This is a genomic window from Pseudochelatococcus sp. B33, from assembly GCF_053570585.1.
The window spans coordinates 64,994-82,612 of sequence record NZ_JBSEFH010000009.1; the positions used below are offsets into that span (position 1 = coordinate 64,994).

Consider the following 17,619-nt stretch of genomic DNA (forward strand, 5'->3'; position numbering starts at 1 on the left):
AGGGACCGACATGTCAAGTATTCAGCAACTGCCCGGGACGGTCTTTGCCGCAGGCGCGCCAGTCGCAGCCCCGGTGCGCGGCGCGAACCGCAGCGAGGAGCATACCTTCTGGAAGCCTTCCGTCGATCAGGTCGCGGACTGGTCCTCGGAGGCGTGGATCGCCCATCTGTTCGCGGAGATCGGCACCACGATGACCGTCGCGCGCAATGGCGAACTCTACGCCGAGGATCAGCCGGTCGACAGCGTCTATCGCGTCGAGAGCGGCGTCATCCGGACATGCAAGATCCTCAACGACGGCCGGCGCCAGATCGACGGCTTCTATATCGCCGGCGATATCGTCGGGCTGGAGATGAGGAGCCACCACGCCTATTACGCCGAGGCCATATCGCGCGCCACCGTTCGCACCGTGCGGCTGCGTACCCTGCGCTCGCGCATGGAGATGGGCGGCGGCATGTCGTCGGCGCTGTGGGAGATGACGGCCCGCGAACTGCACCGCGCGCAGGAGCACATCCTGCTGCTCGGCCGGCGCAGCGCCCAGGAGCGGGTGGCCTGCTTCCTGCTGTCGATGGCGGATCGCCTGTCGAACCCTCCCGCGCCGGAGAAGGGCGCGCCCACGATCGAGCTGCCGATGTCGCGCCAGGACATGGCGGACTACCTCGGCCTGACGATCGAGACCGTCTCCCGCACCTTCACGCAGCTTGAGGGCACGGGCATCATCGCACTCACCTCCGCCCGCAAGGTGCGTCTGTGCAATCGCGCCGCCCTGCGGGAAATGCACGGCTGAGCCTGACGGCGACCGCCGCTCCGCCTTCCACCGTCCGCCCTTGCTATAGCAGTTTGCGTTCATCTTGATCATCAAAATGAGCGCAGGCCGCTCTACCCCCACGGCCCGCGGCGCAGGCCCCACGGTCCACGCCGGGGCGGCCCGCCGCTCGATGGATCGGTGTGGTCCGGCGGGGTGGGGGGCAGCTCGGCGGCGGGCGCCGGGTAGACGCCGCCGCCGTGGCGCACCAGCGCCTCGATGCGGCTCTCGATCGGGGGATGCGTCGCGAACAGGCTCTGGAACCCGTGACGCGGGTTGTCCACGCACATCTCCATCAGCGACGACGGCAGGGCGGGCAGATCGCTGCGGCCCGAGATCTTCATCAGCGCGCCGATCATCGCGTCGGGGTTCTTCGTCAGTTCGACGGCGCCGGCGTCGGCCAGATATTCGCGCGACCGCGACAGGGCGAAGCGGATGACGACCGACAGCGCCACCGCGACGAGAGCGATGACGACAGCGACCACGAGCGCAATGGCCGCGCCGCCGCCGCTGTTCCTGTCGCCGCCGCGCGAGCGCGAGCCGCGCAGGGGCGCGAACCGCAGCCAGCGGAAGATCATCTCGCCGACGAACGAGATGACGCCGGCGATGATCATCGCCGTCACCATCAACTGCACGTCCTTGTTGCGGATATGGGTGAGCTCGTGCGCCAGCACCGCCTCCAGCTCGTTGCGATCGAGGGCGGCGAGCAGGCCGCGTGTCACCGTGACGGTGTACTGGCTCTCGTTGAGGCCCGAGGCGAAGGCGTTCAGCGCGTCCGTGTCGATGATCGCCAGACGCGGCGTGCGCAGGCCGCGCGATATGCAGAGGTTCTCCAGCAGGGCGTAAAGCTCCGGCGCGTCCTGGCGCGTGACCTCCCGCGCGCCCGCAACCGCGCCGATGATCGCGCGGTTGAAGAGATAGGCGATGACGATCCAGACAAGCGCCGCCAGCGTCGCGATCGGAATGGCGGGCACGAGAGCCGCCAGCGCACGCTGCACCAGTACGTCGAAGGGCGCATCCTGGGCCAGCGCCTCGCCGGCGAGCGCACCGGCGAACACGAGGACATAGAGCAGCAGGAACAGCCCGCCGATGAGCAGGGCGGAACGGATGCGATTCGCGCGGATGTGCGTGTAGAGCCCGAAGGCGGCCATGGCCAGGGTGCCGAACTAGAATTTCACGGTTGGCGGCGCGTCGAGCTGCTGGCGGGCGGTCTCGCCCACGTCGAAGAAGTCGCGGTGCGCGAAGCCGAAGTTCTTCGCGAACAGCGCCGCCGGAAACGATTCGATGGCGGCGTTGTACTCGCTCACCGAGTTGTTGAAGAACCGGCGCGCCGCCGCGAGCTTGTTCTCGATGTCGGAAAGATCGGTCTGCAACTGCTGGAAGTTGGCGCTGGCCTTCAGGTCCGGATAGGCCTCGGCGAGCGCGAAGAGCCGTCCGAGCGCCCCGGTCAGGGCCTGCTCCGCCCCCGCCATGGCGTCCGGCCCCTGGGCGCTGAGGGCGCGCTGGCGCGCCTGGATGACGGCGTCGAGCGTCTCGCGCTCATGGCTGGCGTAGCCCTTGACCGTTTCGACCAGGTTCGGGATCAGGTCGTGGCGCTGCTTGAGCTGGACGTCGATGTCGCCGAAGGCCTGGTTCACCCGCTGCCGCAGCATGACAAGACCATTGTAGACGAAGATGACATAGAGGACGATGGCGACGATACCGCCGACGATGATCCATTCCATGAGGTCGTTTCTCCACATGCGCCGGGCCTGCCGAGGGCGCGGGCGCCACTATGCCACATGAGGCTTGCACGAAGAAAGTGGACGGCCGGCCGCACCGGCCGTCCGTGACCCGCCCGTGCGGCAGGCCGCTGCGCTGCTTCACACCGTGTCGGGACGTTTCGGCCCGACATGGACGGTTGCCGGCGCCCCGGGCGCCCGCTCCCTGGCACCGGAGGCCCTGAGGCCCATGCCGCCGATCTCCATCCCCGTTTCGCCGCTGTCGCCCGCGTCGAAGCGGAAGACGACGCCGAAGGAGTGCCAGTTGTCGGGCGGCACGCCATAATAGGCCACGATATCGCGCAAGATGGGCTCCAGCCGCCGTGCGATCGAGAGGCGCCGTTCCAGATCGTGGTCGAGTGCCTGCAGCACACGCTCTATGTCGATCGTCTCGTCGAACAGCGGTATGCCTCCCGGATCATCGTCGGACGTCAGATCATCGTCGGACATGATCCCTCCTGATTGCGGTAGCTCCGGACGATCCGTCCGGCGTTGGATCATGTCATCGTTTCACGGAAACGCTGACATGATCCAACTTTTGATTTTGAGCGAATTCTTATCGATCAAATGATTCCATTTGATCGATAAGCGCTCTGCGATCAGCCCCCCGTCGGCACATCGGCCAGCCGTAACAGCGAAGATGATACAGGGCCCCGGCTCCCGATCAATAGTATCGCCACGCGAACAGCGTCTTTCGTATGACGGCCTTGCGCCGTGCCACGCTTTCTTGGCGGGCGAAGGTGCGCTATTGCTGGACCATGACCAGTCCGGATTTCATTGGCACCGGGCGGCACAGGACGAACGCGGGCGAGAAATGCCAGACAAACAGAACTATATCCGGCGGATACTGACTTCATCGGTCTATGACGTGGCGATCGAATCGCCGCTCGATCCCATGAAGCGCCTGTCACAGCGGTTGAACACGCCGGTATTCCTGAAACGCGAGGATCTGCAGCCGGTCTATTCCTTCAAGCTGCGCGGCGCCTACAACAAGATCGCCCTGCTCACGCCGGAGGAGCGCGCCCGCGGCGTCATCTGCGCCTCGGCGGGCAATCACGCCCAGGGCGTGGCGCTCGCCACCCATCGTCTGGGCATCCGGTCCGTCATCGTCATGCCGCGCACCACGCCGGGCATCAAGGTCGCGGCCGTGCGCAATCTCGGCGGCGAGGTCGTGCTGCACGGCGACGCCTTCGACGACGCGCGCCGGCACGCGGCGGAACTCGAGAAGGAGCAGGGCCTCGTCTTCGTTCACCCCTACGACGACCCGGACGTCATCGCCGGTCAGGGAACGGTGGCGGTGGAGCTGCTGCGCCAGCACCCCGGCCCGCTGGAGGCGGTTTTCGTGCCCATCGGCGGCGGCGGGCTCGCGGCGGGCATCGCGCTCTACATCAAGTTCCTGCGCCCCAACGTCAAGGTGATCGGCGTCGAGCCGGACGACGCGGCCAGCATGAAGGCGGCGATCGAGGCGGGCGAGCGCGTCGCGCTGCCCCATGTCGGGCTGTTCGCCGACGGCGTCGCGGTGGCGCAGGCGGGTGAGGAGACCTTCCGTATCTGCCGCGAGCTTCTCGACGGGGTCGTCACCGCCTCGGGCGATGAGATCTGCGCGGCGATCAAGGACATCTTCGACGACACCCGCGCCATTGCGGAGCCCGCCGGCGCGCTGGCGCTCGCGGGCCTCAAACGCTACCGCGAATCGGGTGCGGGCGTTGGTCCGCTCATCGCCATCAATTCGGGGGCCAACCTCAACTTCGACCGCCTCCAGCACGTGGCGGAACGGGCGCAGATCGGCGAGCGCTCGGAGGCGCTCATCGCGGTGACGATCCCCGAGCAGCCGGGCAGCTACCGGCGGTTCATCCGCCTTCTCGGCCAGCGCCAGATCACCGAGTTCAACTACCGCTACGCGGGAGGCGCGCAGGCGCACATCTTCGTCGGCGTGCAGCTCAGCGACGGCGAGCGGGAAAAGCAGCAGACCATCGCGCTGCTGCGCGAGCACGACTATCCGGTCACCGACCTCTCCGACAACGAGCTCGCCAAGCTCCACGTGCGCCACATGGTGGGTGGGCGGGCGGCCTCGGCCGAGAACGAGCTGGTCTACCGCTTCGAGTTCCCCGAGCGTCCGGGCGCGCTGCTGCGCTTCCTCGAGGTGCTGCGGTCGGACTGGAACATCTCGATGTTCCACTACCGCAACCACGGCACGGATTTCGCCCGCGTGCTCGCCGGCCTCCAGGTGTCGGACAAGGACCGCGACACGTTCGAGGGGTTCCTCAACGAACTCGGCTACCCGTTCTGGGAGGAAACGCAGAATCCCGCCTACCAGCTTTTCCTCGATGGCCGCGACCGGGAACGGGGAAAACACGAGAATTGACGGGTATTTCCGGCCTTTCAGGTGTAGCATTATTGATGCGTCGTGAGTCGCCCATGCGCCCCGCGGCGCAGTCGTCGCTGATTTCTCGTCCGGCTCCGGCGGGGCCACAGGTGCGATACCGGTCATGATGTCTGTTCGTGAATTGGCGGACCCGCCCGCGGGCGCGCCTTCCGCCGGCCTGCTGGAGATCGATCTCGACGCGGTGCGGACGAACTATCGCCTGCTGCGTGATCGCCTCGCCGGCGCGGCGTGCGGCGGCGTGGTCAAGGCCGACGCCTACGGGCTCGGCGCGGCGCGCGTCGCGCCGGCGCTGGCGGCCGAGGGGTGCCGGCATTTCTTCGTCGCCCATCTCGACGAGGCGCTGGCGCTGCTGCCGCATCTGCCGACCGGTGGCACGGTCTATGTGCTGAACGGGCTCACGCGCGACGCGACGGGCGAGGCCGCGCGCCTGTCGGCGGCCGGAACGCCGCTCGTGCCGGTGCTCAATTCGACCGACCAACTCGCCGCATGGCGGCGGGAGGCGGCGCGCGCCGGGCGCGTGCTGCCGGCCGTGCTGCAGATCGACACCGGCATGTCGCGGCTCGGTCTCGCGCCCGCCGAGGCAGAGGCGGCGGCGGGAGACGCGGCCGCCTTCGCCGGCCTCGACGTCCATTTCGTCATGAGCCACCTTGCCTGCGCCGACGAGCCGCGCCATCCCGCTTCCGCGGCGCAGCTCGCCAATTTCCGCAAGGCGCGCGCCGCCTTCGCCGGCCATCCGGCGCTCGGCCGCGCCCGCTGGTGCCTCGCCAATTCGTCGGGGATCTTTCTCGGGGCCGACTACCATTGCGATCTCGTCCGTCCGGGAGCGGCGCTCTACGGCGTCAATCCGCAGCCCGGCGGCGACAACCCGATGCGGGGCGTGGTGCGGCTTTTCGCGCGCATCATCCAGACGCGCTCCGTTCCCGCCGGCAGCCATGTCGGCTACGGCTTCACCTTCGAGGCGGCGAGGCCGACCCGCGTCGCGACGCTGTCCGTCGGCTACGCGGACGGCTGGCTGCGCAGCCTCAGCGGCAGGGGCGCCGCATGGCTCGGCGAGCACAGGCTGCCGATCCTCGGGCGCGTGTCCATGGACAGCGTCTGCGTCGATGCCTCAGACGTGCCGGAGGGGCTGGCCGAGACGGATGCGGCGGTCGAACTGATCGGCCTTCATCAGACTGTCGACGATGTCGCCGAAGCTGCGGGAACCATCGGGTACGAGATTCTGACATCGCTCGGCAGCCGCTACCGGCGCATCTACACGGGCGGCTGAAAACCACGTCGTCGGGCTTGAGAGAGTTCCATCATGCAAGTTGTCGTTCTGGGAGCGGGGGTCATCGGCGTGACCTCCGCGTGGTATCTCGCGAAGGCGGGATGCGAGGTCACTGTCATCGATCGCCAGGAGGGGCCAGGCCTGGAGACGAGCTTCGCCAATGCCGGGCAGATCTCGCCGGGATACGCGTCGCCGTGGGCGGCGCCGAACGTTCCCCTGAAGGCGCTGAAATGGCTGTTCACGGAGCATTCGCCGCTGATCCTGCGCCCCCGCGCCGACGCGGACATGCTGGCCTGGCTCGTGCAGATGCTCGGCAACTGCCTGCCGGCGCGCTACGCGGTCAACAAGGCGCGCATGGTGCGGGTGGCGGAATACAGCCGCGACTGCCTGCAGGCGCTGCGGGCAGAAACCGGCATCAGCTATGACGAGCGCATGCAGGGCACCCTGCAGCTCTTCCGCACGCAGGAGCAGCTCGACGCCGTCGCCGGCGACATCGCCGTGCTGAAGGAATACGGCGTGCCGCACGAACTCCTGACCGGCGAGCAATGCCTCGCGGCCGAACCGGGGCTCACGCACGCGCGCCACAGGATCGTCGGCGGGCTGCGCCTGCCGCACGACGAGACGGGCGATTGCTTCAAGTTCACGCAGAACCTCGCGCGGCTCGCCGAGGCGGCGGGTGTGCGCTTCCGCTACGGCGTCGACATCCAGGGGCTCGATGTCGCGGGCGACAGGGTTTCGGGGCTGCGCATCAACGAGGGCGGGGTGACGGCCGACGCGTTCGTCGTCGCGCTGGGCAGCTTCTCGCCCGTCATGCTGAAGCCGCTCGGGTTGCGCGTGCCGGTCTATCCGGTGAAGGGCTATTCGATCACCGTCGACGTGACCGACGAGACGGCGGCGCCCGTCTCCACGGTACTCGACGAATCCTACAAGGTCGCCATCACGCGTCTCGGTGATCGCATCCGCGTCGGCGGCATGGCCGAGATTTCGGGCTACCGGATCCACCTGCATCCGGACCGCAAGGGCACGCTGTCGCTCGTGCTGCACGACCTGTTCCCGCGCGGCGGCGACCCGGCGCACACGCAGCTCTGGTCGGGATTGCGGCCGATGACGCCGGACAGCACGCCGATCATCGGCGGCACGCGTTTCACCAATCTCTACATCAACACGGGCCACGGCACGCTGGGCTGGACCATGGCCTGCGGATCGGGACGGATCGTGGCCGATGCGGTGACGGGCAGGAAGCCGGAAATCGACGTTTCAGACCTGTCGCTGGCCCGCTACGACTAAAGCATTTTCAGGCAAAGCGGGTGCCGGTTTGCGTGAAGAAAACGCGCTAAATCAAAAAATTACAGCATTCGCAAACTGCTATGGGGCCGCGCGGCGGAAATGCGCCAGCACGAACAGGCGGATGGCCGACGACAGGTTGCTGTCGCCGCGCCGGGCGTCGATCTCGGCGATGAGGCCGGCGATGGAGGAGCCGCGCGCCTCGGCGATCTCGCGCAGCGCGTCCCAGAACGGCTGCTCCAGCGACACGCTGGTGCGATGTCCGGCGATCATGACCGACCGCTTGATGACCGCCTCGCTCATTCCGGCTGACCGTCGGAAGACGGAGCGCCGTCGCGCCGATGCCCGTCGAGATGGCGCTCGGCCTGCTCGCGCTCGCTGGCGTTCGCGCGCCGATCGGACGCGGACGCGCCGAAGCGCAGGCGGTTTTGTGCCGCCTGCGCTTCCTTTTCCGCTCTGGCACGCGCCTTGCGGGCGCGGCGCAGGTTGACGATCTCGGCCATTGCGATCTCGGCTGCCGGAGCATTCCTCCTTTTCGTTGAAACGGAGAAATGCTCTATTTGTCCTATCCTGTGTCCGCTCAGTGCGGCGCCAGCATGTCCTGCGGGCGGACGATCGCGTCGAACTCCTCCGCCGTGACCTTGCCCGACTTCAGGGCCTCCTCGCGCAGCGTGGTGCCGTTCTTGTGGGCGGCCTTGGCGATATCGGCGGCCGCGTCGTAGCCGATCTTGGGCGCGAGCGCCGTCACCAGCATCAGCGAGCGCTGCAGCAATTCCGTGATGCGGTCCTGGTTCGGCTTGATGCCGACCACGCAGTTGTCGGTGAAGCTCACCGCACCGTCGGCCAGCAGGCGCACCGATTGCAGGAACGCATGGGCGATGACCGGTTTGAACACGTTGAGCTCCAGGTGGCCCTGGCTGCCGGCGATGGAAACGGTCGTGCCGTTGCCGATGACCTGCGCCGCGAGCATGGTCACGGCCTCGGACTGGGTCGGATTGACCTTGCCGGGCATGATGGAGGAGCCGGGCTCGTTCTCCGGCAGCGACAATTCGCCGAGTCCCGAGCGCGGGCCGGAGCCGAGCAGACGGATGTCGTTGGCGATCTTGAACAGCGCCGTCGCCACGCTCACAAGCGCGCCGTGAGCGAACACGACAGCGTCGTTGCTCGCCAGTGCCTCGAACTTGTTGGGCGCGGTGGTGAAGGGCTGGCCGGTGATCTCGGCGATCTTGGCAGCGAAGCGTTCGGCGAATTCGGGATGGGCGTTGAGGCCCGTGCCCACCGCCGTGCCGCCCTGGGCGAGCGGATAGAGCGAATTGAGCCCGGTCTTCACATGGGCGATGCCGGTCGCGACCTGCGCCGCATAACCCGAGAACTCCTGGCCCAGCGTCACCGGGGTGGCGTCCTGCAGGTGCGTGCGGCCGATCTTGACGATGTCCTTGAACTCTTCCGACTTGGCGACGAGCGCCTTGTGCAGGTGCTCCAGCGCCGGCAGCAGGCGGCTCGTCACGTCGAGCACGGCGGCGATGTGAATGGCGGTCGGGAAGGTGTCGTTCGACGACTGGCCGCGGTTGACGTGGTCGTTCGGGTGCACGGGCGTCTTGGAGCCGAGCGGCGCGCCCAGGAGCTCGTTGGCGCGGTTGGCGATCACCTCGTTGGCGTTCATGTTCGACTGGGTGCCGGAACCCGTCTGCCACACGGCGAGCGGAAAGTGGTCGTCGTACCGGCCCTCGACGACCTCCTGCGCGGCAGTGGCGACGGCGTCGGCGACCTTGGCGTCGAGCGCGCCGAGATCCTTGTTCACGAGGGCGGCGGCGCGCTTGATGAGCGCCAGCGCATGCACCACGGGCAGCGGGATCTTCTCGATGCCGATGCGGAAGTTTTCGAGCGAACGCTGGGACTGCGCGCCCCAGTAACGGTCCGCGGGAACCTCGATGGGGCCAAAGGAATCGGATTCGGTACGGGTCTGCGACATCAGGCGTTCCTCGCAAGGGCTGTAGCGCTTTCGGGAGAAGCGGATCCGCCTTTGGCCCGGAAGCGCGTCAGAACAACAAGCACAGGCCCGCGCCGACGACCTTGGCGGCGAGGCCCCGCTCATGCCGGGCCGGAAAGCGCTCTCACGCGAAAACCGGCCCGTCGAGGCAGTGGTATAGCCAAACTCGCACGCGTCCGCCAAGAGGCTTTCAGGCAGCCGTTCCGTCAATGCGCCAAATAAGGTGACAATTCAGCGGTTCTGTCAGGGGAGGGGGCGCCGCCGCGCAACGGGCAAGCGCGGCGGTGTCAGGTGTTCTGCCTGATATCAGGTGTTCTTCTTGCGGAACGCGTCGAGCTGCACGACCCGCGCGCCGGCGCCCTTTTCCTCCGAGCCGCCGTCTTCGCCCGTTACAGGCGCCGCGTCGTCGTCGGGGCTGGCCGGCGGTTCATCCCCGCCCGCCGGCAATGGAATATCCGCGTCGGACGGGGCGGAGTCATCCGCCGTGCTGTCGCCGGAAACCGGCGGGTCGGCGTTCTCGGCGGGCGGTGCCCCGGTGCGGTCCTCCGTTTCGGGCGTGATCTCGAAGATGCGGCGCGGAAACGCGCCCTGCGTGACCTGTCCCGTCGCCTGCGGCGTATCGTCCGTCTCGTAGGCTTCGTCGGAATCGTCTTCCTCGTCGATTTCGACGTCCGATTCGAAGCGCAGGCCGAAGTCGACGGAACGGTCGAAAAATCCCGTCATCGCCTCGAACGGCACCACGAGCTTCTCCGGAATGCCCTTGAAGGACAGGCCGACCTCGAACGCATGCTCCGTGACCGCCAGATCCCAGAACTGGTGCTGGAGGACGATGGTCATTTCGTCGGGATATTCCGCCCGCATGCGGTTCGACAGCCGCACCCCCGGATGCTGGGTGCGGAAGGTGATGTAGAAGTGGTGCTCTCCCGGCAAGCCATCGCGGACGACATCCGCCAGAACCCGGCGGACAACGCCGCGCAACGCGTCCTGAACGTGGAGATCGTAACGAATGAAATCCTTGGCCATAACCCGGCGCCTGAAAATTCCTGCGTACCCTGGCGATCTTGATGCCAGACTTGCGGGGCACAAGGCAAGCCCCAACCAGCGTCCTGCGGCGCGTGAACCGTCGGCAGGCAGGCGGGAGAGGCTTTTTTGCCTGTGGGCAGAGCCGAACGGCAGGATTGCACGCCCGCACGATCACGGTTCCGGCCCCTGCCGCAACTTCGCCTTATTGCGGCGGGAAACTAAACATCGGATACGAATGAGAATTTTTCTGGCACATGCCAAGTGTATTGCGACCGGAGAGGATTTTTTTCCGGTTAATGCGTGCTGCGCTCCTTTTCGGATTTCGGCACGACTGCGGAAAAGCGGGCGATATACGTCATCCGGAAGGCTTTAGTTATTTCCTGAGGGTATTTATTGTGTCGATCGCATTGCAATATACAAATCCCGTCTGGCTCGAGGGAAAAACAGGGCAGGAAGATGCCCCCAGACGCCGTGACGATGAAGAGGCCGGTGCCGAAAAGCACGCGGCCACCTTGGTGGCGCGTCTGCCTGGTCGTGCCTGTCTCGTGCGGCTTCAGGCGATCGTGCGGCTCCCGGGCGGCGATGGTCGCGGCATGTCGCCCGTCCGCGTTGAGGCACGGCCCCTCGCTTTCGATGGGCTCATCCGGCAGGGTGAAGCCCTGACCGCCATCGCCCGGAGCTTTCTCGACGATCTGGACGACCGCCGGCGAACCGAGGACGAAGCCAGACGCGCCCGCATCGCCGCCGACGCCGTGGAGCGGGACCAGATGCGGCGGCAGGGCGAAAAGCGCAGGCTCGGCGGCCGGCGTATCGACAGGGACATTCTTGCGGCCCGCGTGCGCAGACTGCCCGCGCCCGGCCCCCGCTCGCCGGCCGGCGCATAGACACACAGACGCCGCCGGCATCGCACGGGAGGCGCCGGGGAAATGGAAACGGCTATTGAGCGAGGAGAAGTGGAGGCTTCTGTTGCCAGGCGCCTCCGAACCCCGCCCTACGGGGCTAACCGCAGGGACTTTAAGTGGTCACTTACGCCGCAAGCGCGGGTGCAGCAACCGAGCGATGGTTGTCATTGGCAACTATCGTTTTGACCCGATAACGGCGGTATCATGCCGGACGAAAGCACACCCTTTACACCCTCGTCGATCCTGTTTCGCCCCCGCCGAAAACCAGCCGCCCGCTGATCTTTGGTGGAGGCGCCGGGTACCGCCCCCGGGTCCGAATGGCTTATTGCGATGACCGTTTATCGTCATAGCCGTCTTGCGACGGCAAAACGAATATAGGCCAGCGGGCAGGATTTTGAAAGGGGCGTCCGGCGCATTACGTTATCAACAGACGTGACCGGGCATGAGACGTGACCAGGCCCGGCAATCGTCTATGCTGAACGCATCCTTGATGAATCGTGCCATTGCCGGAGACCGACGTCATGCGCGCCTATCTCGATCTCGTGGACCGCATCCTGCGGGAGGGAACCCGCAAGGACGACCGCACCGGCACGGGCACGCTCTCGCTGTTCGGCCAGCAGCTGCGCTTCGATCTCGGAGAGGGCTTTCCGCTGCTCACGACGAAGCGGGTGCATCTGAAATCAGTGGTGCACGAACTGCTGTGGTTCCTGCGCGGCGACACCAACATCGCCTATCTGCACGAGAACGGCGTCACCATCTGGGATGAATGGGCGGACGGGAACGGCGATCTCGGCCCGGTCTACGGCAAGCAGTGGCGCGCGTTCGAGGGCGCGGGCGGCGAGACCGTGGACCAGATCGCCTGGGTCGTGGACGAAATCAGGCGCAATCCCGATTCGCGCCGGCTCGTGGTCAGCGCCTGGAATCCGGTCGACATCCCGAAGATGGCGCTCGCCCCGTGCCACTGCCTGTTCCAGTTCTATGTCGCCGAGGGCAAGCTGTCGTGCCAGCTCTACCAGCGCTCGGCCGACGTGTTTCTCGGCGTGCCGTTCAACATCGCGAGCTACGCGCTGCTGACCGAGCTCGTCGCCCATGTCACGGGGCTCCGGGCGGGCGAGTTCGTCATCACGTTCGGCGATGTGCATCTCTATCTCAACCACGTCGAGCAGGCGCGCACGCAGCTTGCCCGCACGCCGCGGCCGCTGCCGCGCCTCGTGCTGAGCGACTATCTGACCGACATTTTCGCGGCCAAGGCCAGCGATATCGTGGTCGAGGGCTACGATCCGCATCCGGCCATCAGGGCGCCGGTCGCGGTTTGAGGCCATGACGCACGCGGGACTGGCGCAGGACGGTCGGCCGCAGGGCATTTCCCGCCGGCCGCTGGTGATCGTGGCCGCCGTGGCACGCAACGGCGTCATCGGCGCCGGCAACGCGCTGCCGTGGCGGCTTCGCAGCGATCTGGCGCGCTTTCGCGCCCTCACCATGGGCAGGCCGGTGATCATGGGCCGCAGGACGTTCGAATCGCTGCCGCCGGCCCGGCCGGGCAAGGGGGGGCGGCTGCCGGGGCGCCCGCTGGTGGTGCTGGCGCGGTCCGACTTTCCGATATCGCCCGACGACGGCGAGGTGGTGCGGGCGGCGAGCCTCGACGCGGCCGTCGCCACGGCGGACGCGCTCGCCGCGCGGGACGGGGCGGACGCCATCATCGTCGCCGGCGGGGGCGACGTTTTTGCGCAGGCCCTGCCGCTGGCGTCGCGGCTGCACGTCACATGGGTGGACTCCGCCCCCGACGGCGACGCCTTTTTCCCCAATATCGACAATGCCGGCTTCCGCGAAACCGCGCGTGAGGCGCACCCGGCCGGGGAGCGGGACGATCACGCTTTCGTGTTTGTCGACTATGAGCGCTAAATCGCTGATCTATCCGCGAGAAAGACCCGGACGGAACTTGACGGTTGCGCCCCGGCCTCCCAAGTTGCAGGCGTGGCGGACATCGGCGTGGCGGCGCGCGCGCATTTGTCATAATAGAAGACATGTATCGGCAGGCGGGTACCGGAACGGAACCTCAAGACAAGGAATGGCTGACTAATGCCTTGGAGTAACCAGAGTGGCGGTCCATGGGGCCAGAAACCGCAGGGGCCGTGGGGCACGGGACCGCAGGGGGGCGGTGGGCAGCAGCCCGATCTCGAAGACATCCTCAGGCGCGGTCAGGACAAGCTGAGAGGCTTCATCCCCGGGGGCGGCGGCGGTTTCCGCAGCGTCGCGCTGATCGGCCTGGGCGCCGTGCTGCTGTGGCTCGCCACCGGTTTCTATACGGTGCGTCCCGACGAGGTCGGCCTCAACCTCATCTTCGGCCGCTTCGTCGGCAAGACCGGCGAGGGCCTGCGCTACAACTTCCCCTATCCCGTCGGCTCGGTCATCAAGCCGCGGGTGACGACGGTCAACACGGTCGAGGTCGGCCAGCGCACCGGCGACACTTCGGCGCGCATCTCCCAGCGCGAGGTGCCCGAGGAGAGCCTGATGCTCACCGGCGACGAGAACATCGTCGACATCAACTTCACCGTGCAGTGGCAGGTGAGCCCGTCCAATCCGGAGCACTACGTGTTCAACCTCCAGAACCCCGACGCCTCCATCAAGGCGGTGGCCGAAAGCGCGATGCGCGAGGTGGTCGGCCGGCGCAATATCCAGGCGGTGCTCACCACCGACCGCGGCCCCATCGAGGGCGAGGTGCGCACGCTGATGCAGACGCAGCTCGACGAATACGGCGCCGGCGTCGAGATCCGTCAGGTGCAGTTGCAGAAAGTCGACCCGCCCCAGCAGGTGATCGACGCGTTCCGCGACGTGCAGGCCGCCCGCCAGGACCAGGACCGGGTGCGCAACGAGGCCGAGACCTACGCCAGCCGCGTCGTGCCCGAGGCGCGCGGCGACGCGGCCCGCATCCTGCAGGCGGCGGAAGGCTACCGCGAGAGCGTGGTCGCCGGCGCGCGCGGTGAGGCGGCCCGCTTCACGCAGGTTTACGAAACCTACAGGACGGCGCCGGACGTGACGCGCGAGCGCATGCTGATCGAGACGCTTGAAAAGATTTTCGGCAGTTCCGACAAGGTGATTCTCGAACAGGGCGGACAGGGCCCGCTGCCGTTGCTGCCGCTGGGGCCGTTGCAGGGCGGCGTCTTCCCCGGCACGCAGCCCCAGGGCACACAACCCCAAGGCACGCAACCCCAGGGCACGACGCAACCACAGCGTCCGCCGGTGACCCCCTCCGCGGGCAACGTCATGCAGCAGGGAGCAGGCCGATGAACGCCCAGACCTTGAAAGTGGCGGGCGCGATCGTTCTCGCCGTCTTGGCCTTCGTTCTCTACACCGCGACCTTCGTCGTGCACCAGACGGAATACGCGCTGGTGCTGCGCTTCGGCGGCGTGCGATCGGTCGCCACCGACCCTGGCCTCTATTTCAAGCTGCCGCTGGTCGAAAACGTCGTCGACATCGACAACCGCGTGCTCGACCTCGATCTGCCGGAGCAGGAAGTCATCGCCGCCGACCAGAAGCGGCTCGTGGTCGACGCCTTCACCCGGTACAGGGTTACGGACCCGGTGCGCTTCTACCAGACGGTGAACAACATCGCCGGGGCCAATCTGCGGCTCGCCAACATCATCAACTCGACGGTGCGCTCGGTGGTGGCCGAGGCGACGTTCACCGACATCGTGCGCAACAACCGCGCCGGGCTGATGCACGACATCCGCGAGGAGGTGAACCGGCAGGCGCAGGGGCTCGGGCTGACGGTGATCGACGTGCGCCTGCGTCGCGCCGACCTGCCGCAGCAGAACAGCGAGGCGGTGTTCCAGCGCATGCAGACCGAACGTCAGCGCGAGGCGGCGGACATCCGTGCCCAGGGTTCGCAACTGGCGCAGACCATCCGCGCCCGCGCCGATCGCGACGTCACCGTGATCAGGGCCGACGCCAACCAGCAGGCGCAGGAGATTCGCGGTGAGGGCGACGCGCAGGTGAACAGCATCCTGGCCGACGCCTACAGCCGCGATGCGGATTTCTTCGCCTTCTTCCGTTCGCTGCAGGCCTATAGCGTCAGCCTTGGCGAGGGCACGCGGTGGGTGCTGTCGCCCGACAACCGTTTCTTCCGCTTCCTCGAGTCCTCGAGCGGCGGCAAGCCGCCCGCCGCCGGCGCCGCGCAGCAATAGCCGCCGGAGCGGCGGGCCCCCGTGCGGACATCCGCCGTTCTCGCGTTATGGTATTAATGTTACTTTATCTTTCTCGTCAGGCATGATCTCCTCTCGTTCGGCGGAACGCTACAATAGATAAGAGTCGGCCTGAAACCGGCGCTGGGAAACACGTTCCCGGTGCCGGCGATGCGTTCCGCAGATCTCCTGGGAGGGACGTGCGCTGAATGATTGATTTCCTTGCTGCATTCGGGTTGCTGCTAGCATTGGAGGGCCTGTTCTTCGCCGCATTCCCGGTTGCCGCTCGCCGCGTTCTGCATGAGGCCTCCCGCTCGCCCGTGGAGCGGATGCGCCGGGTGGGGCTGATCTTCGCAGTGATCGGCGTCGTTCTGATCTGGACTGTGCGGGGGAGCGGATTGTTGTAATGTCGGCGGGAAACGGAAGCGGCCGGGAACGCGGCGGCGAACTGCCCGCCGCTCTGTCGGGACAATTGGGAAAGACACGCGGCATGACGATCAAAGAGACGGTTTCGGTAACGCTCCGGCGATCCGGCACGGCCCTGGGCGGGGCGGGGATCCGCGCGCGCAACGTCGCTTCCCGGGTTCTGCCGGCGCTCGTGGTCGCGGCTTCCGTCGCCCTTTCCGCACCGGCCATGGCGCGCGGGCCCGAGGCCATCGCCGACCTCGCCGACGAGGTGATGGAGGCCGTCGTCAACATATCCGCCTCGGAAAGCCGGACAGTCGCCCAGCGCCGGGACGTGCCGCCGCCGATCCCCGGCGCGCCGTTCGGTGATCTGTTCGACGAGTTCCGCAAGCGCCGCGAGCAGAACCCGCCGCGCGGCCCGCGCCGATCCGAATCGGCCGGGTCCGGCTTCGTCATCGACCCGTCCGGCGTGATCGTCACGAACAATCACGTCATCGGCGAGGCCAACGACATCACCGTGGCGTTCACCGACGGAACGAAGCGCAAGGCCGAGGTGGTGGGGCGCGACGACAAGCTCGATCTCGCGGTGTTGCAGGTGAAGGCCGACAAGCCGCTGAAGGCGGTGAAGTTCGGCGAATCCGCCAGGCTGCGCATCGGCGACTGGGTGGTCGCCATCGGCAATCCCTTCGGCCTCGGCGGCTCGGTGACGGCGGGCATCGTCTCCGCCCACAGCCGCGACATCGAGCAGGGACCATACGACGATTACATCCAGACCGACGCTGCCATCAACCGCGGCAACTCGGGCGGGCCGCTGTTCAACCTCGCCGGCGAGGTGGTTGGCATCAACACGGCCATCCTGTCGCCGACCGGCGGCTCGGTCGGCATCGGCTTCGCCGTGCCGGCGGAACTCGCCGCGCCGACCATCGCCCAGTTGCGCGAGTTCGGCGAGACGCGGCGGGGCTGGCTCGGCGTGCGCATCCAGTCGATCGACGAGGACGCCGCCGAGGCGCTCGGTCTCGCGAGGGCCGAGGGCGCGCTGGTTGCCGGCGTCGACGAGAAGGGACCGGCGGCCGGCGTCGACATCAAGGCCGGCGACGTGATCATCCGCTACAACGGCAAGGCGGTGAAGGAGCCGCGCGACCTCTCGCGCAACGTCGCGGCGACTGCGGTCGGCACGAAGGTCGAGGTCACGCTGATGCGCGGGGGCAAGGAGCGCACGGCGTCCGTGACGCTCGGCCGGCTGGAGGACAGCGAGAAGAGCGACACGGCGGCCGCGGGCGAGGAGAGCACGCCCTCCGGCGTCCGCGCGCTCGGTCTCGACCTCGCGGAGATCGACGACGAGCTGCGCGAGCAACACGCCATCCGCGACGACGTATCGGGCGTCGTCGTGGTCGGGGTCGATCCGGACTCGCCCGCTTCAGACAAGGACATCGTGGCCGGCGACGTGATCATCGAGGTGGCGCAGATCCCGGTGACCACGCCCGTCGAGGTGGAGCGCCGGCTCGAGGCCCTGCGCAAGGAGGGCAAGAAATCGGCGCTGCTGCTCGTCGCCGGACGCGACGGCGAGACGCGCTTCGTGGCGATACGGCTCGAGGGGGACTGAACACGAGGGTGAGACG

The 17,619-nt window shown here is 67.3% G+C and carries 18 protein-coding genes and 1 other RNA gene; 11 read left to right on the top strand and 8 right to left on the bottom strand.

From position 1 onward, the window contains the following. Nucleotides 1–10 precede the first annotated feature (10 nt). Complete coding sequence (locus ACUSIJ_RS11715) at nucleotides 11–784, top strand: helix-turn-helix domain-containing protein (RefSeq protein WP_449308570.1); 774 nt, start codon at nucleotides 11–13, stop codon at nucleotides 782–784. A gap of 92 nt (nucleotides 785–876) precedes the next feature. Here ACUSIJ_RS11715 and ACUSIJ_RS11720 read toward each other — a convergent pair whose 3' ends face one another. The 3 genes from ACUSIJ_RS11720 to ACUSIJ_RS11730 form a co-directional block, all read right to left on the bottom strand. After that, nucleotides 877–1,953: a M48 family metallopeptidase gene (locus tag ACUSIJ_RS11720; RefSeq protein ID WP_449308571.1), complete on the bottom strand. Its 1,077-nt coding sequence runs from the start codon at nucleotides 1,951–1,953 to the stop codon at nucleotides 877–879. A 15-nt stretch (nucleotides 1,954–1,968) separates the two neighbouring features. Continuing rightward, nucleotides 1,969–2,526: a LemA family protein gene (locus ACUSIJ_RS11725; RefSeq protein ID WP_449308572.1), complete on the bottom strand. Its 558-nt coding sequence runs from the start codon at nucleotides 2,524–2,526 to the stop codon at nucleotides 1,969–1,971. Nucleotides 2,527–2,664: 138 nt separating this feature from the next. Further along, nucleotides 2,665–3,012, bottom strand: coding sequence for a hypothetical protein (locus ACUSIJ_RS11730; RefSeq protein WP_449308573.1), 348 nt, complete (start codon nucleotides 3,010–3,012; stop codon nucleotides 2,665–2,667). Nucleotides 3,013–3,376: 364 nt separating this feature from the next. On the opposite strand from ACUSIJ_RS11730, the gene ilvA reads away from it, so the two are divergent. The 3 genes from ilvA to ACUSIJ_RS11745 all read left to right on the top strand — a co-directional run bounded on the left by ilvA (nucleotide 3,377) and on the right by ACUSIJ_RS11745 (nucleotide 7,502). Continuing rightward, a complete protein-coding gene (ilvA, locus tag ACUSIJ_RS11735; RefSeq protein ID WP_449308574.1) occupies nucleotides 3,377–4,927 on the top strand; it encodes a threonine ammonia-lyase, biosynthetic in 1,551 nt (516 codons plus the stop codon). Nucleotides 4,928–5,051: 124 nt separating this feature from the next. Then, a complete protein-coding gene (gene alr / locus ACUSIJ_RS11740; protein WP_449308575.1) occupies nucleotides 5,052–6,215 on the top strand; it encodes an alanine racemase in 1,164 nt (387 codons plus the stop codon). A 33-nt stretch (nucleotides 6,216–6,248) separates the two neighbouring features. Further along, a complete protein-coding gene (locus ACUSIJ_RS11745; RefSeq protein ID WP_449308576.1) occupies nucleotides 6,249–7,502 on the top strand; it encodes a D-amino acid dehydrogenase in 1,254 nt (417 codons plus the stop codon). Nucleotides 7,503–7,580: 78 nt separating this feature from the next. Here ACUSIJ_RS11745 and ACUSIJ_RS11750 read toward each other — a convergent pair whose 3' ends face one another. The 4 genes from ACUSIJ_RS11750 to ACUSIJ_RS11765 form a co-directional block, all read right to left on the bottom strand. Beyond that, nucleotides 7,581–7,802 (bottom strand): ribbon-helix-helix domain-containing protein, encoded by a 222-nt coding sequence (locus ACUSIJ_RS11750; protein ID WP_449308577.1) that lies wholly within the window; start codon nucleotides 7,800–7,802, stop codon nucleotides 7,581–7,583. Further along, nucleotides 7,799–8,002: a DUF4169 family protein gene (locus ACUSIJ_RS11755; protein ID WP_449308578.1), complete on the bottom strand. Its 204-nt coding sequence runs from the start codon at nucleotides 8,000–8,002 to the stop codon at nucleotides 7,799–7,801. Before ACUSIJ_RS11755 ends, ACUSIJ_RS11750 begins: the two co-directional genes overlap by 4 nt. A gap of 77 nt (nucleotides 8,003–8,079) precedes the next feature. Then, entirely contained in the window at nucleotides 8,080–9,471 is a 1,392-nt protein-coding gene (gene fumC / locus ACUSIJ_RS11760) for a class II fumarate hydratase (RefSeq protein WP_449308579.1), read from the bottom strand. A gap of 324 nt (nucleotides 9,472–9,795) precedes the next feature. Further along, nucleotides 9,796–10,512 (bottom strand): SspB family protein, encoded by a 717-nt coding sequence (locus tag ACUSIJ_RS11765; protein ID WP_449308580.1) that lies wholly within the window; start codon nucleotides 10,510–10,512, stop codon nucleotides 9,796–9,798. 515 nt (nucleotides 10,513–11,027) lie between these two features. Between ACUSIJ_RS11765 and ACUSIJ_RS11770 the strand changes: the two genes are divergently transcribed. After that, nucleotides 11,028–11,396 (top strand): hypothetical protein, encoded by a 369-nt coding sequence (locus tag ACUSIJ_RS11770; protein ID WP_449308581.1) that lies wholly within the window; start codon nucleotides 11,028–11,030, stop codon nucleotides 11,394–11,396. Between the two features lie 68 nt (nucleotides 11,397–11,464). Here ACUSIJ_RS11770 and ssrA read toward each other — a convergent pair. Continuing rightward, nucleotides 11,465–11,818: a transfer-messenger RNA gene (gene ssrA, locus ACUSIJ_RS11775) on the bottom strand. Between the two features lie 117 nt (nucleotides 11,819–11,935). Here ssrA and ACUSIJ_RS11780 point away from each other — a divergent pair. The 6 genes from ACUSIJ_RS11780 (at nucleotide 11,936) to ACUSIJ_RS11805 (ending at nucleotide 17,603) form a co-directional block, all read left to right on the top strand. Further along, nucleotides 11,936–12,730, top strand: a complete 795-nt coding sequence (locus tag ACUSIJ_RS11780; protein WP_449308703.1) for a thymidylate synthase — start codon at nucleotides 11,936–11,938, stop codon at nucleotides 12,728–12,730. Between the two features lie 4 nt (nucleotides 12,731–12,734). Next, complete coding sequence (locus ACUSIJ_RS11785; RefSeq protein WP_449308582.1) at nucleotides 12,735–13,316, top strand: dihydrofolate reductase; 582 nt, start codon at nucleotides 12,735–12,737, stop codon at nucleotides 13,314–13,316. A 177-nt stretch (nucleotides 13,317–13,493) separates the two neighbouring features. Further along, nucleotides 13,494–14,702 carry an FtsH protease activity modulator HflK gene (gene hflK, locus ACUSIJ_RS11790; protein WP_449308583.1) on the top strand — a complete coding sequence of 403 codons (1,209 nt, stop codon included), beginning with the start codon at nucleotides 13,494–13,496 and terminating at the stop codon, nucleotides 14,700–14,702. Then, complete coding sequence (gene hflC, locus ACUSIJ_RS11795) at nucleotides 14,699–15,598, top strand: protease modulator HflC (RefSeq protein WP_449308584.1); 900 nt, start codon at nucleotides 14,699–14,701, stop codon at nucleotides 15,596–15,598. Before hflK ends, hflC begins: the two co-directional genes overlap by 4 nt. 206 nt (nucleotides 15,599–15,804) lie before the next feature. Next, nucleotides 15,805–16,002, top strand: a complete 198-nt coding sequence (locus ACUSIJ_RS11800; protein WP_449308585.1) for a DUF2065 domain-containing protein — start codon at nucleotides 15,805–15,807, stop codon at nucleotides 16,000–16,002. 83 nt (nucleotides 16,003–16,085) lie between these two features. Then, a complete protein-coding gene (locus tag ACUSIJ_RS11805; RefSeq protein ID WP_449308586.1) occupies nucleotides 16,086–17,603 on the top strand; it encodes a Do family serine endopeptidase in 1,518 nt (505 codons plus the stop codon). The last annotated feature ends 16 nt before the right edge of the window (nucleotides 17,604–17,619 follow it).